The organism is Enterococcus sp. UD-01 (assembly GCF_044909655.1).
Taxonomy (GTDB): domain Bacteria; phylum Bacillota; class Bacilli; order Lactobacillales; family Enterococcaceae; genus Enterococcus_L.
The window spans coordinates 26,826-43,061 of the sequence record NZ_JBIYEU010000007.1; the positions used below are offsets into that span (position 1 = coordinate 26,826).

14 protein-coding genes are annotated in these 16,236 nt (G+C 39.7%); 1 reads left to right on the forward strand and 13 read right to left on the reverse strand.

Going from position 1 to position 16,236, the window contains the following annotated elements; translation table 11 throughout:
• Positions 1–110: 110 nt before the first annotated feature.
• The 10 genes from ABH902_RS07815 to rimP form a co-directional block, all read right to left on the reverse strand.
• Positions 111–1,925 (reverse strand): glycerophosphodiester phosphodiesterase family protein, encoded by a 1,815-nt coding sequence (locus tag ABH902_RS07815; RefSeq protein ID WP_404590120.1) that lies wholly within the window; start codon positions 1,923–1,925, stop codon positions 111–113.
• Positions 1,926–2,110: 185 nt separating this feature from the next.
• Positions 2,111–3,046 (reverse strand): riboflavin biosynthesis protein RibF, encoded by a 936-nt coding sequence (gene ribF, locus ABH902_RS07820; protein ID WP_404590122.1) that lies wholly within the window; start codon positions 3,044–3,046, stop codon positions 2,111–2,113.
• Positions 3,047–3,064: 18 nt separating this feature from the next.
• Complete coding sequence (gene truB / locus ABH902_RS07825; protein WP_404590123.1) at positions 3,065–3,985, reverse strand: tRNA pseudouridine(55) synthase TruB; 921 nt, start codon at positions 3,983–3,985, stop codon at positions 3,065–3,067.
• A 190-nt stretch (positions 3,986–4,175) separates the two neighbouring features.
• Positions 4,176–5,429 (reverse strand): CAP domain-containing protein, encoded by a 1,254-nt coding sequence (locus ABH902_RS07830; RefSeq protein ID WP_404590125.1) that lies wholly within the window; start codon positions 5,427–5,429, stop codon positions 4,176–4,178.
• A gap of 330 nt (positions 5,430–5,759) precedes the next feature.
• Positions 5,760–6,110 (reverse strand): 30S ribosome-binding factor RbfA, encoded by a 351-nt coding sequence (gene rbfA / locus ABH902_RS07835; RefSeq protein ID WP_404590127.1) that lies wholly within the window; start codon positions 6,108–6,110, stop codon positions 5,760–5,762.
• A gap of 24 nt (positions 6,111–6,134) precedes the next feature.
• Entirely contained in the window at positions 6,135–8,675 is a 2,541-nt protein-coding gene (infB, locus tag ABH902_RS07840) for a translation initiation factor IF-2 (protein ID WP_404590128.1), read from the reverse strand.
• A 12-nt stretch (positions 8,676–8,687) separates the two neighbouring features.
• Positions 8,688–8,990 (reverse strand): YlxQ-related RNA-binding protein, encoded by a 303-nt coding sequence (locus ABH902_RS07845; RefSeq protein WP_404590130.1) that lies wholly within the window; start codon positions 8,988–8,990, stop codon positions 8,688–8,690.
• Positions 8,983–9,279, reverse strand: a complete 297-nt coding sequence (rnpM, locus tag ABH902_RS07850; RefSeq protein ID WP_404590131.1) for an RNase P modulator RnpM — start codon at positions 9,277–9,279, stop codon at positions 8,983–8,985. Before rnpM ends, ABH902_RS07845 begins: the two co-directional genes overlap by 8 nt.
• 17 nt (positions 9,280–9,296) lie before the next feature.
• Positions 9,297–10,469: a transcription termination factor NusA gene (gene nusA, locus ABH902_RS07855; RefSeq protein WP_404590133.1), complete on the reverse strand. Its 1,173-nt coding sequence runs from the start codon at positions 10,467–10,469 to the stop codon at positions 9,297–9,299.
• Positions 10,470–10,591: 122 nt separating this feature from the next.
• Positions 10,592–11,065, reverse strand: coding sequence for a ribosome maturation factor RimP (rimP, locus tag ABH902_RS07860; RefSeq protein WP_404590134.1), 474 nt, complete (start codon positions 11,063–11,065; stop codon positions 10,592–10,594).
• A gap of 275 nt (positions 11,066–11,340) precedes the next feature.
• Here rimP and rnhC point away from each other — a divergent pair, with 275 nt between their 5' ends.
• Positions 11,341–12,261, forward strand: coding sequence for a ribonuclease HIII (gene rnhC, locus ABH902_RS07865; RefSeq protein ID WP_404590136.1), 921 nt, complete (start codon positions 11,341–11,343; stop codon positions 12,259–12,261).
• Between the two features lie 281 nt (positions 12,262–12,542).
• Here the strand turns inward: rnhC and ABH902_RS07870 are convergent, their stop codons facing one another.
• From ABH902_RS07870 to ABH902_RS07880, 3 genes are read right to left on the reverse strand one after another with little or no spacing between them, the layout of a single operon-like run.
• The gene (locus tag ABH902_RS07870; protein ID WP_404590138.1) at positions 12,543–13,298 is read right to left on the reverse strand and encodes a pilin N-terminal domain-containing protein; all 756 of its coding nucleotides are present in this window, start codon (positions 13,296–13,298) and stop codon (positions 12,543–12,545) included.
• Complete coding sequence (locus ABH902_RS07875; protein WP_404590139.1) at positions 13,276–14,184, reverse strand: class C sortase; 909 nt, start codon at positions 14,182–14,184, stop codon at positions 13,276–13,278. The genes ABH902_RS07870 and ABH902_RS07875 overlap by 23 nt, the downstream gene beginning before the upstream one ends.
• Positions 14,185–14,238: 54 nt before the next feature.
• Positions 14,239–16,230: a SpaA isopeptide-forming pilin-related protein gene (locus ABH902_RS07880; RefSeq protein ID WP_404590141.1), complete on the reverse strand. Its 1,992-nt coding sequence runs from the start codon at positions 16,228–16,230 to the stop codon at positions 14,239–14,241.
• Between the last annotated feature and the right edge of the window lie 6 nt (positions 16,231–16,236).

Sequence of the window (16,236 nt, forward strand, 5' to 3'; positions counted from 1 at the left end):
TTTTATTAAATATAAATTTTTTCAAAAAGGAGTAACGTATGATGATTGATCTCAACAAAAAAAGATTTCACTGAATGATAGCTACTAGCTAATCCAGTGAAATCCGGTAATTATTCATAATCGGTGGTCAGGTTATTAATACCTAAGGCTTCCATCTTTTTAAATTCACTTTGAGGAACACCCCAAAGACTGACCGCTAAGTGCTTACTTTGCACTTTAGCAATCAAATCATTTCTGCCGGCAACGCTGGCATAATTAATGTTTAAACCAGCATTTTCACCAAAAGTACTCACTTGATCAATCAACTGATCTGTCAGATCTCTAACGAGGAGCTGAACATGCACTTCGGGCAGACGCTTACGCATCTCGACTAGATTATTATAGCCAAAAGAAATGATGATTGCCCGATCAGCTAAATCATAGGCTCGAATTAATTCGGCTAATCGATCATAATCAGCAGCAGCGATCTCTTCGTCTTTGATTTCTATAAAGGGAACACTCTGTTTCATCTTTATTACTGACAAATATTCTTCCAGCGTTGGAACTCGCAACTGTTCTGCTGTGTATTTCTCTTTATTGGCTCCCTGATCGATTCGCAATTTTTTAATTTGCTCCAAGGTTAAATTTCTAACCTTGCCTTTACCATTGGTTGTGCGATCAACTGTTGCATCATGCATAACAACCCAATGTTTATCTTTGGTTAAACGAATGTCTGTTTCAACTCCCCAACCGTTGGATTGTTGAAAAGCTGGGATTGTATTTTCGGGTGCTACTTGGTGATTTCCACGATGAGAAATCGTGCGAATATCTTCCATCATCTCGTTAACATCGATGTTTTCAGCAGAAATATAGCCATCTGTTGTGCGATAAATTTTCTGATTGTCATTGTAAACAATTCCTTTGACATAAGCCATACTATTAACGGGAAGCTTTCTGATTGCCTTAGCAAGGGTTCGATCCTTAAACAAGGTTGCATCATGTAAAAGACGCATCCGCACTGGTCGGCTGACTTCAATGGCGACCGAGCCGGCTTCACCTTCAGCTGTTAATCCATTAGCACTCAATAGTTTTGCTTTGCCATAATAAAGACCACTTGTGAAATCGAAGTCCTCATAGTCAACATGCACACTATATGTGCCGTCTGCTTTAATTTTAGCACGGTAGGCTTTCGTATCGCTTTGATCTTCCTTTGTCCATACAGGTACAGACAAACTTTCGATATCAGCCGCTGTTGTGGCCTTTCCAATAATATCAAATTGACCCTTTTCCGCACGCGCGCCATCTACTGTTGCAGTGATTGTTGGTTGTTCTATCACAAATTCACCAAAGTCTGTCTGTTCAGTAGCGCCATTTTTTCTAGTGACTTTAATTTTCACCTGATAATGACCAGCTTCTTTATGCTGCTTAATCGGAATTTCACACCGCCAAGTATTTGTGGCTAGCTCATAGCTGCCTTGATAAATTTGTAAATCATTCGTTCCGTCTGGATCACCCCAAACTGGAAACTCTACCCTTTCTACGTGCTTCAAGCTGGATAAATCCGCTATTGCAGTATACGTTGTTTGTTTTTGGGCCACATCTGTCAGTTTAAAAAAAGGTAGCTGGGCTGGCGCTTTCAGATAACGCTGGCGAGCAGCTAAGGCTAGTTCACCTTCTGCAAATCGCTCATTCACTTTCACTCCTTTTACTACTGGTTCGGCTGACGTAAATTGCTTTTTTATCAATGAATCAAAAGTCTGTTCAGTCAAATGGTAGCCTTCATATGACGGAGCAGAGTTGTCTTGATAATCCCAGGACCAATATAACCAGTAAGCACATGCTGCACCACCAAAAGCAGCTAACAAAAAGAACCAGACCGTTGATATTCTAAGCTCCTTTTTACTGGAAGGACGAGTCAACTTTGCTTTTTTCTTTTTTTGTTCCATACAGCTCCCCTTTAAACCCATTTCATTTATTTCTTACTAGTATACCGTTTTCCATCACTTTTAAGAATAGAAAATTTGATTTTTTAATAATTTCTCTAAATTTTTTCAAACATTCCATACTCAAAATGAAAAAGCTGTAGTCGGCTCTTTGCATTTCCGAGGACTACAGCTTTATTCATTATTAATTACGCAAAATAAGCGGCCGTATCTGCTTTATCTTGCTTCAATTGTGCAATGAGTGGTTCAGCTCCATTGAATTTTACCTGATCGCGCAAATAATGATTCCAGCGGACAACTACCTGCTCTCCGTAAATATCTTGATGGAAATCTAAGATATAGACTTCAACCGTTAATTCCCGCCCTTCGCCAAAGGTATCATTGTGTCCAATCGAACCCATGCCGACGTACCATGTATCGCCGATTTGGATTTGAACCGCGTAAACACCTACTTTTGGCAAACGTACAGTGCTTTTGACTTTGATATTTGCTGTAGGAAATCCAAGCAAACGGCCTCTGGCATCGCCATGGACCACCGTTCCCTCTGTTTCATACACGTAGCCGAGCAACTCGGTGACTGCTTCCATCCGACCTTGCTCCATTAGCTCGCGAATGCGCGTTGAGCTAATTTTAACGCCGTCCAATTCTTCTTTACTTACCGTTACGACATCAAAACGTTCCTTTGCATAAAGCGGTAAATGTGCCACATCGGCAATATCTTTTGGTCCATAGGTATAATCAAAGCCAGAAACAGCAACTTTAGCATTTAACCCTACAATATATTGATCGACAAATTCTTGCGGCGCTAAATGAGCAAACGCAGAGGTAAAATCGACAACATATAAAATATCCACACCTAAATCAGCCATTAATCGTTCTTTTTGTGCCAAGCTGTTCAAATATTTCATATTTTCAGGAACAATTTTTTGAAAAACAATTGACGGATGCTGATTAAAGGTCATGACAGCTAACTTTAATCCTTGCTTTTCTGCGATTTCCTTGCCTGTTTGGATAACCTTTTGATGTCCGCGGTGGACTCCATCAAAAAAGCCCAGAACCATTACTACATCATCGGCAGGGATTTGCTCTTTCTGAAAAGGATGTCTAATTGAAATAATTTGCATAGTAAAATCTTCTTTCTTTTAGTTATTTCTTAATACTTTACTTGGTTTCAACACATTCTTTTTGGTTGGATGCATCATATACAAACTCACAACCTGATCCTGATAAAACAAGGCGACCAACGTTTCCGGCTGTTCGGTTAAAGAAAGCTCTTTGAGCGTTAAGAAAACACCATTTTTAACCTTCTGATATAAAGCTTCTGATAAATCAATCCGCGGAAATTGTGCTACGGCAATTTCAATCGGCAATAACAGCTCTTCACTGCTATTATCAGCCATTTTTTCCGCTACTTGCTCCAACGTCAGACATTGCTCTGCTCTTAAACCACCGCTGGCTGTACGCGTCAAATAAGACATATGTGCAGGCACCCCTAACAAAGCACCTGTATCAACGGATAAGGTTCTAACGTAAGTTCCTTTGCCGCAAACCACTTTAAAGCGCCAGCTCTGGGTTCCATTAGCTGCATCAAAGACAGGCTCACTGGTTCGCTGAAAGGAATAAATCATTGCTTTACGTATAGGACGTTCTACTTGTTCATTATTTCTTGCATATTCGTAAAGTCGCTTGCCATTTACTTTTACCGCGGAAAACATCGGCGGAATTTGCGTAATCTCCCCCGTCATTTTCGCCATCGCCTGATCAATTTCCTCAACAGAAAAAGGAGTCGTTAATGCTGTTTTTCCAACAATTTCACCGCCGGCATCTTCTGTAGTCGTAGAAAAGCCCAAGGTAATTTCACCCTCGTAAGTCTTTCCAGAATCCACCATATATTCGATGACCTTGGTTCCTTTACCGACACAAATCGGCAATACTCCTGATACATCCGGATCCAACGTACCGCCATGACCAATCTTTTTTGTATGTAAAATTTTCCTTAATTTGAAAACACAGTCATGGCTTGTCATGCCTGCTTCTTTCCATAAAGGTAAAATACCATCCATCTATTTAGACCTCCGCTGCTAAAATTGCTAACTTGGTTATTATAACACAGAACGAAATGAAAATTCATATTTTCAGGGTCCGCTATAGAGAAACAGCCGGGCATCAAGTATTTGCTACGTATTTTAAGACACAAAAAAGGTGCGCCTATTCTTGGCTCACCCTGTTTTTGTAAATCCATTTATTCTTTGCTTAAGCCGAACGGCCGACAATTACGTCACCTGCATAGCCAAAGCCAACACGTGTCATGCTTGGGTTTAATTCCCAATTTCGATGTCCTGCTCCGGACGGCGAAATCATATTGGTTTCATTGTACCAAGCCATAATCACCGAGTTGCCCGGCGCAAACATAAAGGCGATCACTTCATCTCCTCTATTCCAGTGATCCGCTGGTACTTGATAGTCCAGCATAGTTGCTGCTCGACTGCTGGCTGCTGCCGCTAGACCAGCATCCCAGCTGACAGGATTTAAGCCGTTGGCGACACGTAACGCGTTTAAGGCTTGGAAAGTATCGTCTCCAGACGTTGCTGGGGGCGTTACGGGTGTTTCAGGTGTATCTGATGGTGTCGTACTGCCTTGATTACCTGTGTTGCTCTGATCGGTGCTTTGTTGAGAACTATCCGGCACCGATTCAGCAGGCGCTTGGTCAGCAGGTTGAGAGGCCGATTCTGAGCTAGTCTCTGTTGTTTCAGTTGTTGCTGATTTTTTCTCTTCTTTGCTGCTAGATGCTGGTTGTTTTTCTGATTGTTTTGCGGCAGCCAGCTCTTTTTTCAATGCTTCCTGTTGTTTTTTCACTAATTCGCTTTTTGAATTTTCAGCGCTAGCAGTTTCAGAATCAACTTCTGCCTTTAAAACGTTGAGATCCGCTTGTTTAGCAACTAACGTAGACTTTTCTTCTTCCAACTGCTTGGTTGCTTTTTCAACAGCCGCTAGATTCTTTTGGACTGCCGCTTTTTTATCTTCGACCTGTTGCTTATCTTCTTTTTGTTGTTCAATTAAATCATTGTTTGCAGTTAAAATTGAAGAGATCGCCTGTACACGACCGACCGCATCGGTAATCGAATCTGCATTTAAAATCATATCAAGAATTTGAGAACCTTGACCATTCACTTGAACATTTCTACCTTGCTTTTGAATGGCATCTGTTCGTTTATTAATTCGTTCTGTTAAAGAAACGATTTCTTTTTTTAATTGTTGTGCTTCTTTAGTTAAAGTAGTTTTTTGTTGATTCAGCTCAATTCCTTTGTCATAAATAGAAGATATTTCTTCTTCCAAGCTGCTGATTTGCGCACTGATGCCTTTTTGTTTATCTTTTAATGTCGTAATTTCTTTATCTTGTTGCTCTATTTTTTTATCAGCGGATTCGGCCAGCGCCCAAGCTGGTGCTACTGTAGCTGAAACCGTCATCATCCCTGTGATTAATAATGTTAGACTTTTGTGCTTCACTTATACCCCTCCAGTTACTCATAAAAATCTTACCATATCAATCCTACCATAATTTTCTATGCTCTAAACGTTAAAATGGTTACAATTATTTTCAATTTAGTTACAAAACGCTTTTATTGTTACAAACATTACTTTTATTCAGCGCAACAAAAAAAGTGGGGGGACAAAACTAAAAAACAGTTTTGTCCCGCCCACTACTTACGAATAAACGGCGGCCGAAAGTCAGGTTCTTCGGCAATTTCATAAAATCCGATCAATATAAAAAACATATTGTTCGTCTTTTACTCCAATTGCTCGAACCTAAACGACTTTTGGCTCAACCGCTCTTAATCATTCTCCTTGATTCAATTTACGAATCAAGTCGTCTATGTGATTGCCATATTGAATGGATTCATCTTTTTCAAAAATCAGTTCAGGCGTCTTGTACAATGATAAACGCTGTCCTAGCTCTTTGCGGATCAATCCTTTGGCTTTATCTAACCCTTGTTGAGCTTTTGTTTGTTCGGAAGCCAGATCAGATAATAAACTATAATAAATCGTCGCTTGCTGTAGGTCGCCTGTCACACGGACATCAGTGATCGTAATATCCTGTACACGAGGATCTCTCACGCGTTTTCTCAAAATATCATTGACTTCACGCAGGATTTCTTGACCTACTCGACGGTCACGATAATTTGCCATGTGGTTTCTCCTTCTTTCGTTTTATTATTTCGGCTTAACTTCTTCCATTACGAAGCCTTCAATGACATCATCCACTTTAAGATCGTTAAAGTTTTCCACCATTGCGCCACATTCAAAACCAAGTTTTACTTCTTTCGCATCATCTTTGAAACGCTTCAAGCTGGCAAGTTTACCTTCGAAGATAACAATACCATCACGAATCACACGGACACCACTGTCGCGGAAAATAGAGCCTTCTGTAACATAACAGCCGGCAATTGTACCAACTTTTGATACTTTGTATAATTCACGCACTGTCATTTGACCAGTGATTTTTTCTTCGAATTCAGGATCAAGCATGCCTTTCATCGCTGTTTCAATTTCTTCGATTGCTTTATAGATGATGCGGTGTAAACGAATATCCACTTCTTCTTGTTCTGATTGTTGTTTAGCTTGTGGTGTAGGTCGTACATTAAAGCCGATGATAATCGCATTACTTGCTGCGGCAAGTGTTACGTCGCTTTCATTAATTGCTCCAACAGCGGAATGGACGATTTTCACGCGAACGCCTTCCACATCGATTTTTTGAAGGCTAGCAGCCAAGGCTTCAGCTGTTCCTTGAACATCTGCTTTGATGATAACATTAACATCCTTCAGTTCGCCTTCTTTCAGGCTTTCAAACAAGTTGTCTAGGGTTACACGGTTATTGGCAGAACGTTGTTCCAATACTGCACGTTTGCTACGTTCTTCCCCAGCTTGACGCGCTGTTTTTTCATCTTCAAAGACAACAAAACGATCACCAGCCTGCGGTACATCATTTAAACCGGTAATTTCTACTGGTGTAGCTGGTCCAGCGGTTTTATCACGACGACCAATATCATTGGTCATTACCCGCACGCGGCCAAAGGTATTACCGACAACGATTGGATCACCGACTTTTAAGGTTCCTTGCTGTACTAAAAGAGTGGAAACAGGACCTTTCCCTTTATCTAAACGTGCTTCGATAACTGTACCAATCGCACGTTGAGTTGGATCGGCTTTTAGATCCTCTACTTCTGCAATCAACAGAATATTTTCTAATAGCTCATCAATATTTTGGTTAAACTTCGCAGAAATGTTAACAAAAATAGTGTCGCCGCCCCATTCTTCCGGAATCAAGCCATGTTCGCTTAGTTCTTGTTTCACATGATCAGGATTGGCACCTGGTTTATCAATTTTATTTACTGCTACGATGATCGGAACTTCAGCTGCTTTGGCGTGATTGATCGCTTCAATCGTTTGCGGCATTACGCCATCGTCGGCTGCGACAACCAGAATGGTAATATCTGTGATGCCGGCTCCACGGGCACGCATACTGGTAAAGGCCGCATGTCCTGGTGTATCAAGGAAGGTAATTGGTTTGCCTTCGATATCAATTTGGTAAGCGCCAATATGCTGGGTAATACCACCAGCTTCGCCGGAAGTTACACGAGAATTGCGCAAAGTATCAAGCAAGGTTGTTTTTCCGTGATCGACGTGTCCCATAATGGTAACAACTGGCGGACGAGTCACTAGATTTTCTTCGATCACTGCTTCTGGCTCAAAGAATTTATCGATATCTGCTACATCCACTTGCACTTTTTCTTGTGGTTCCATGCCGTAATCAACAGCTAATAACTCAATTGTTTCTTTATCCAATGATTGGTTTTGGTTCACCATTACACCCATCATGAATAATTTTTTGATGATTTCTGCCGGTTCGCGGTGAATCTTTTTCGCGATATCCGCCACGTTCATTCCTTCAGTATATTCTAAAACATCTGGTAATTCACGGAATTTACGTGCTGGTACTGCTGGTTTAGTTGATTCTTGGTACTTGCCTTTTTTGCCTTTTTTATTGAATTTGTTGCGGTTTTGATTATTGTAGCCATTACGGTTACGGTTTTGTCCGCCACCAAAACTATTGCCGCGATTGCCGTTGTTATTGTTGCGGTTTTGGCTTTGGTTGTTATTGCGATTTTGAGCCGTCCCTTGGTTTGAACGATTTTGCGTATTACTTTGCGCAGGCCGGTTATTCGTTCCTTGGCTGTTATTTTGCGCTGGACGATTTTGATTTTGGTTATTGTTGCGGTTTTGATTCGTTTGTTGTCCTGATTGTGGACGATTTTGATTGCCTTGATTGTGCTGCGGACGGTTTTGTCCTTGATTTGTACGATTTTGGTTTTGGGTCATATTTTGGCTGCTTCCTTGCATGTTTCGATTTTGGTTGTGCTGTTTTTGGTTCGTTTGCTGTCTTTGTTGTGTCGGACGGTTTTGATTTTGATTATTGTGCTGTGGGCGATTGTGTTGTCCGTTATTTTGCTGTCCACGTTGATTTTGGTTTGATTTATTGCCATTCTGGTTAGCTGGTTTTGGATTTGCTGGTTTTGACTGTGGTTTTGCCGGTTTGTTTCCTCCAAATGCTTGACGAAGTTTTGATTCATCCTCTGAAGAAATCGCGCCCATGTGATTTTTCACATCCATACCTAGTGCATGTGCTTTTTCTACCACGTCTTTACTTGATTGATTCATTTCTTTTGCTAATTCATAAATTCTTTTTTTCCCCATGCAATCACCTTCCTAACCTTTGATTAATTCCCGAAACTTCGCTGCAAAGCCAGCATCGTTTATGCCAATGACCATCCGCGTTTTGCCGATCGCCTGACTGATCTCCGACTGTGCAAATGAGTCGTTCCAAGAAACGTTATAATAAGAACATTTGTCCTTAATTTTTTTCTTTGTATTTTCACTAGCATCAGAAGCAACAAACGCAAATTTGGTTTTGTTTTTGCGGATGTCGGCGACTGTCAGCTCTTCTCCTGTTACTAACTTTCCAGCTCTCATAGCCAAACCTAATAAGTGTAAAACTTTCTCTTTATTCATTGCCAAACAGCTCTTTACGTGCTTTTTGGTGTTCAACATAATCTAGTAATTCTTGATAAAAATCATCCGATAACTTTGTCTCTAAGACACGATCCAGTACATGCTTGTCCCAGGCTTCTTGTACTTCCTGTGGTTCAAGTGCTACATAAGCACCTCGTCCCGGTAATTTACCAGTGGGATCAATCGCGACTTCTCCTTCTTTAGAACGAGTAATCCGGACTAATTCTTTTTTGGGCTTCATTTCACCCGAAACAACAGATTTACGCATTGGGATTTTTCTTTTTTTCATTGTATACCTCCAAAACGTTAGAATTCTTCTTCCACTGATTTATCTTCGAACTCAATATTTTCATATTCATCTGAAGTTAAAACAGTATCTGTATTCACATCTTCAAAAGTTTCTTCAGCTGCCGCCTCGTTTTCTGCTTGCTGTGCGTAAAATTCTTCCATCTCTGATTCTGGTTTGATGTCAATCTTAAAGCCTGTCAGTTTTGCTGCAAGACGAGCATTTTGTCCTCTTTTACCAATCGCTAATGATAATTGATAGTCTGGTACAACGACCGTGCAGGCTTTGTGATTTTCAGGATCGAATATTACGTCAACTACTTGTGCCGGATTTAAGGCGTTGCTGATGAAAATAGCTGGATCTTCGTTCCATTCAACGATGTCCATATTTTCACCCTTTAATTCATTGACAATCGCTTGCACCCGTTGTCCTTTAGGTCCTACACAGGTACCTACCGGATCAATGTTCGGATCAGCTGAGCGGACAGATACCTTTGAGCGGTCTCCTGCTTCGCGGGCAATGCTGACGATTTCAACGATGCCGTCATAAACTTCCGGAATTTCTTGTTCAAACAAACGTTTTAATAAATCCGGATGGCTGCGACTTACGAAAACCTGCGGCCCTTTTGACGTATTTTCAACGCGGGAAACATAGACCTTAATCCGATCATGCGGTTGATAAAATTCATTAGGCATTTGGTCTTGTTTAGACAAAACAGCTTCGATTTTACCAAGATTCACGTAAATGTAGCGACGATCTTGTCTTTCCACGATACCTTGCATGATGTCATTTTCATAGGCACTGAATTCGTTGTAGATAATATTTCTTTCCGCTTCACGTACGCGCTGTAAAATGACTTGCTTAGCTGTTTGCGCCGCAATCCGACCGAAGTCCTTCGGTGTTACTTCAAAACGAATTTTGTCACCTAATTCATAGGCTTTATTGACTGCCATAGCGTCTTTCAATGATACTTCCAATTGAGAATCCATTACTTCTTCTGTTACTTCTTTTACTGCATAGACATGGATATTGCCTTTCTTCCCGTCAAATTCTACCTCAACGTTTTGGGCTTGCCCATAATGTCTTTTGTATGCGGAAACTAAAGCTGCTTCCAGTGCTTCAATCACAATCTCCTTAGAAATCCCTTTTTCGGCTTCCAATGCATCCAATGCATTCAACATTTCTTTGCTCATGGTTTTATTATTTCCTCCTACTATTTATATGAACGTTGAACGTAGCTGGTTAATCGTTTGATGATTAACTTGTACAGCTCGTGACAAGCAAAAGCTAAAAGTTTTGTGTCGTTTTTTAATGGTTAAAATTGAATGGCCAAACGAGCCTTGGCAATATTCTTGCGCTCGAATGTATACTCTTTGACTCTGGTTTTAATTTTTACAGTTAAAGTCAGCTGGTCTGCATCTACTGATTTCAAGGTACCCTCAAATTGCTTTTCACCGTCAACTGATTGATACAAAGAAACATGAATGTACTGTCCCACTGCCTGTTCATAGTCGCGTTCTTTTTTCAACGGACGTTCAGCTCCCGGAGAGGACACTTCCAAAAAGTATGCTTGCGGAATCGGATCGGGCTCAATGCTATCGAGCCGCTCGCTCAGCTGTTCACTGACAAACGCGCATTCCTCAATATCAATGCCGCCTTCCTTGTCAATAAAGACACGCAAAAACCAGCTTTTTCCTTCCTTGACAAACTCGACTTCCACAAGTTCAAAATTTTGTTTTTCTAAGATTGGTGTGACTAACTCGGTAACAGTTTCCACAACACTACTCAAAATTTTCGCCTCCTTCGAGAAATTATGAATGAGGACTAGGTTAATAAAGCAGGTTCTTTCACCCAACTCCATTAAAAAGAGTGAGCAGAAATCCGCTCACTCCGACTAGTATCATTACTTATTGTCTATCTTATCATAGATTTTCAGAAAACTCAAATTTACGCAATTTTTCTTTAGTAATCACTGCTTTTCTTGCATAATTCTTTTTATTTCCTGCTTTCTTTTTCGTTTTTTTTGTTTTACTATAGATGGGAAACGTTGAAAGGAGCTATTTCATGGCACAGGTTCAAGTGATAAAAGTCAATAAAAGCACGATGGCAAAAATGCAGGCCTATTATACTAAAAATCAGCTAAATAAAACCATTCCTTACGCTCAATTTGCAGCAAAAGTCGGTAGCACGACCATCACTGCCTATACCTCAGGTAAAGTTGTATTTCAAGGACCCGCGGCAGAAACAGAAGCCGCAAAATGGGGAACTGCTGAAAGCAAGACAGCAGGAACGTCCAAAAAGTCAACCACATTACCCGCTAATTTTAGTCAGCTTTCTGTTTTAGGTAGTGATGAAGTAGGCAACGGCAGTTATTTTGGACCAGTGACTGTTTGCGCAGCTTATGTGGACAAAACCATGATCGCAAAGCTGAAAGCTCTTGGTGTTAGAGATTCTAAGGAGCTGACAGATCCTCAAATCCGCCAGTTGTCAGCGGTTATCAAAAAATTAATTCCCTATAAATTACTGATTGTTGAGCCTGAAAAGTATAATCAAATTCAACCTAAATATAATGCAGTTCATATGAAGGTCGCTTTACATAATCAAGCAATCTATCTACTATTAAATGAGCTAGCACCGGTAAAGCCAGAAGCGATTTTAATCGATCAATTTACGCCGGAAGCGAACTATAAAAAATACGTAAAAAGCGAACGAAATCAAGTAAGTGAAAAGCTTTATTTTGTTACAAAGGGCGAGCAATATCACGTCGCTGTAGCTGCTGCTTCGATTATTAGCCGCGCTGCTTTTTTAGAAGAGCTGGATAAAGAATCCAAGGAGTTGGGAGTAACGGTCCCTTCCGGTGCCGGTACTGCCTCTGATAAAGTCGCAGCACAGCTGCTAAAAAAAGGCGGAATAGAATTACTTAGCCAATATGCCAAGCTTCATTTTGCCAATACGGAAAAAGCGAAAAAGTTGGCGGGAAAATAAAAAAGCTGATCAAACTAAAAGCAGTGATTCTTCAAACACTCGTTAAAGGATCATCGCCTTTTTTCTATACCAGTTTAATTACTATTCATTTGATACCAATTTTTGTGCATTAGCTTATATCGTTGCAGGCTATTTCTAAAAACGTGCTCCGCTTGTGTACGCAGGAACAGAATCTTCAATAGTTTACTTCTGTTTATTTACAACAATAAGGACAGTCCTACTCTCATAATAGAGAGAGACCGTCCTTATATATTTTACATTCCGAATTTTTCCTTAATTCTTCATTTATTGTGCTTTCTTTTTACTACGATACTTAGACCAACTGACATTAAAAGCAACAACATACCCATAATAAAGATCGGTGACTGAATGATTTCTCCTGTTGAAGGAAAAATGCTCTGCCTGTTCATTGTTGTTTCTGTATCATCAAAATTGTTGACGTTCGTTGAAGGTAACTTTGGCTTCGCAGAGGATTCGCTAAAAATATTTTTAGGATAAAGATGAATTTCCGACATTTTAGTCCCATACTGATCAAAAACTGGTGTAATCAAGATCAATGGATCTGAAACAACCTCTACATTCTCCGGTGTCATGGTTTCCGCAATTAGAAATGCTTGTTTATCACTTTGTACCGGCAATTTCAACATGGCAATTCCAGCTTCTCCATTGACATGATTTGTTATCATCGTTCCAATTAGTTTTAATGAAGAAAAATTATAATCACGAATAATTAAAGCCTTATGAGCATTCTCCAAACTAGTTTCACCTTTTTGAAGTACCTGATTCAATTCACTAGTAATATCATACACACTATATTGAACGCCATCTAGTCCTTCCGCTTTTGGTAAATCCTCTTTGAGAAGCTTTTTTCCTTCATGATTAATGACAACTGTATTTTTGGGAAAGACTAATTTATGAAGAACGACTTGTAATGAATCGCTAGTTTCTTTCGCATAAGTTTCTTGAGCAAAGGGAATTATACTAATGAAGCAAAAAAGCAACAATAGAAAATACTTACCTTTTAATTTTCTTTGCATGTTTCCTCCCTCCTTTTTTAAAAGATCTCGCTTTTCTTCGTTTTCCACGTTTAAAAACAAGAATTATTAATAGAAATAATACGAGCAGTCCAGCTCCAGCACAGATTAAAATAGTTTTTAATGTCCAGAAATAAGGCGCATCTTTTTTCTTCGGATTGTACGGTACTCTATGACCTCGTACTAATAAACGATGACTGTTGATTCCCAGCGGTGTACAGGTCACTAAAGTGATTAAATCATTTTCTTCTTCCTTATTAAACTGGCTTAGGTCAGTAGGTATGATCGTTGTTATTTTGTCGATTTCATAAGCATGCACTTCGCCTAAAATTTTTATATAAAATTGATTTTTCTTTTTTAATTCAGGTAGATCTGTAAACATTTGGCCCAAAGAAAGCCCTCTATGCCCTGTAATAACTGAATGATTCCCTTTTCCCCCCAGTGGTGAAGAGCTTCCTTCAAGAACGCCAACACCTTTTTCTAGCGCCAGTTCATTTGAAGTAGGATATATTGGAACCTTTAAGTTGATTCTGGGGATTTCCAACACACCGACAATCTCAGGCAGCATTGACTGTTTTAAATCGAAGGTATTTGATCCATCATTAAAAGGATCAGTAACCTCTGCGTTTCCATCTTTTTTTTGCTGGTCCTCAGAAGCTAGTTCTTTTTTTCTTTGCTCTTTTTCCGACTTACTTAACGAATGAATATTTTTTTCATAAGAACGGATTTCTAGTGTTTGAGATCTTTTCAATTGATAGTCAGAATAAAAGGGATATAACAACATGGCAATACCAACTAAAGTAAATAATAGAAAAAACACATCCAGCACTCGTTTTTTTCGCTTATTCGGCTTTCTTTTTTTCTTTCTTTTCTTTGTCTTTGCGCTCATTTTTTTCCCTCTCATTCTAACTATCTTCATCATTAATACTATTCGCGCAATTGATTAGGCTTCTTGGCGTTTTTTGAAATAAATTCCCGCAACTGTGACCATCAGCACACCACCAACGACTGCAATGATTAATTGTGTAGAACCCGTGATTGGCAGTTCTGACTGCTTCGTATTGGTGATTGTCGCGACGGTACCTACATAAGTATCTTTACTGATTGTAAAATCTTTCGTTGTTGTTAATAACGCATAGCCGGATGGTGCTTTCACCTCTTTTAAGCTATATGTTCCGTATTCCAAGCCTGCAACTTCAAATGAACCGTCTGAGCCTGACGTCAGCTTTTGAGCGTCTGCGATTGCGGTTACCCACTTGGCTTCTTTGATTCCGTCTTGGTCAGTATCTTCTGTGAATCCCGCAAAATATTTCCCTTCTTTAATTAACACAAATTCTGCACCCGCTAGCTTTGTTCTTGTGGAGCTATCCTCTTTCTCGAATTTCGCTCCGCCAGTGTGAACTGGTACTTCTCCTTCTTCGTGTTTTGTATCTGTATCTGCATTTGATGTTGGATCATTATTCCACGCAAGATCATAATGGTTCAGTAATCCTGTCGCGCTGCCCACTTCAGCCTCTTCGTTCAAAATCATCGTATAATCAATTCGGATACTACCGCCAGCTAGCTTTGCTACGTTGTCGCTGACTTTTCCGTTAGTCATGATGAAGTCAATCGTAAATCCTGTAACTTTTCCGTTCTCTTCAATATCCTTGTACGTATAATCCGTTCCTAATGCCAGCGTCACTGCTTTATCGTCCTTATCTTTTCCGGCAACTGTGATTCCTGCATTTGTTCCAGTATTTGTCACTTTATTGGTTGGTTTTTTCGTACCATAATAAGTCAAGCCTTTTCCAGGTTTATCCGTATAATTGAAAATGTGGTAAGGTAATGTTGTTTTTTCTGAACCGATGTTCATTAAACTGCCGCCATTAATATCAGTGGGTACATTGATAGTATTTGAATATTCTACTGCATCTCCGATATTAAATGATGATTCATTTGTTTGCGGAGCTGTACCATTTTCAACAAGTTTTTCACTTTTCGGCTTTTTGTAGTTGATATAATCAATATGAAGCGTTGATTCGTCAACACCATTTGCGCCAATTGAGAAGGTTAATTTGTTATTTGTATTATTCAATGCAGAACCACTGATCGCGTGCTCTGCCGGTGCTTTTGTTTCTACCAGATAATAATCTCCAATCGTTAACCCAGTTACTTTAACACTTCCATTTGCATTTGAAATTAATGGTGCTGTATTCATTTTTGTGCCGCTGCCTGGAGTACCTCGGTAAACATCAAATTCTGCACCCGCCAGTTTGTTTCCAGCTGCTATTTTCTCGCTATATTTCACAAGTTCAAGCTCTAAATCTTTTACTTCATTTTTGGGATATACATATACATTTGAATTAAATCCGTCTCCAGCTGTATTTTGAATAGGCAATGTGATAACCATCGGCTGTGCAATTTGGCCGATTAAACCTTTAGAGCTTTTTGTTTCAAACACTGCAAATACAGAATTGTGTCCGCCTGATGCAGTTTTTAATCCATTTACGACTGCAGTTCCTTCACTGTTAACCAGTGCCTTAGCTATTCCGGAGCCATGGACTGTTGTTCTATTCGTATTGATCCATTCAGAATAATTTTCTTGTGTAAGGTTGTTAAGAATCGTTTGCACTTCTCCTTTTGTTTTCCCTTGGACAAACTCAGTAATGTTCACAACGGTAAATTCTACGTCTCCATATTTTTGAGGCTGATATTTAGTTACGCCAGTCGGTAATGATGAAATGATTTCACCAGTATTATTGATATCAGGCTTTGCTCCTGTATACATTACCTTTTGAATCGTTAAATTTTGTACGGTTGGAGCGGTACTTTCCTCTGCATAAGCAATCGTAGCATTTCCTACGAAAAGTGTTGGTACTGTGGTAAGTGGCAGCAGCATTGTTGTCGTTGCCAAGGTTACCATTAATTTTTTGTAATTTTTGCTTTTTTTCATTTGTAT

Excerpts from the sequence above, each read along its gene's own strand:
- ABH902_RS07815 (WP_404590120.1), bottom strand. The coding sequence starts at position 1,925 with ATGGAACAAAAAAAGAAAAAAGCAAAGTTGACTCGTCCTTCCAGTAAA.
- ribF (WP_404590122.1), bottom strand. The coding sequence starts at position 3,046 with ATGCAAATTATTTCAATTAGACATCCTTTTCAGAAAGAGCAAATCCCT.
- truB (WP_404590123.1), bottom strand. The coding sequence starts at position 3,985 with ATGGATGGTATTTTACCTTTATGGAAAGAAGCAGGCATGACAAGCCAT.
- rbfA (WP_404590127.1), bottom strand. The coding sequence starts at position 6,110 with ATGGCAAATTATCGTGACCGTCGAGTAGGTCAAGAAATCCTGCGTGAA.
- infB (WP_404590128.1), bottom strand. The coding sequence starts at position 8,675 with ATGGGGAAAAAAAGAATTTATGAATTAGCAAAAGAAATGAATCAATCA.
- ABH902_RS07845 (WP_404590130.1), bottom strand. The coding sequence starts at position 8,990 with ATGAATAAAGAGAAAGTTTTACACTTATTAGGTTTGGCTATGAGAGCT.
- rnpM (WP_404590131.1), bottom strand. The coding sequence starts at position 9,279 with ATGAAAAAAAGAAAAATCCCAATGCGTAAATCTGTTGTTTCGGGTGAA.
- nusA (WP_404590133.1), bottom strand. The coding sequence starts at position 10,469 with ATGAGCAAAGAAATGTTGAATGCATTGGATGCATTGGAAGCCGAAAAA.
- rnhC (WP_404590136.1), top strand. The coding sequence starts at position 11,341 with ATGGCACAGGTTCAAGTGATAAAAGTCAATAAAAGCACGATGGCAAAA.
- ABH902_RS07870 (WP_404590138.1), bottom strand. The coding sequence starts at position 13,298 with ATGCAAAGAAAATTAAAAGGTAAGTATTTTCTATTGTTGCTTTTTTGC.
- ABH902_RS07875 (WP_404590139.1), bottom strand. The coding sequence starts at position 14,184 with ATGAGCGCAAAGACAAAGAAAAGAAAGAAAAAAAGAAAGCCGAATAAG.
- ABH902_RS07880 (WP_404590141.1), bottom strand. The coding sequence starts at position 16,230 with ATGAAAAAAAGCAAAAATTACAAAAAATTAATGGTAACCTTGGCAACG.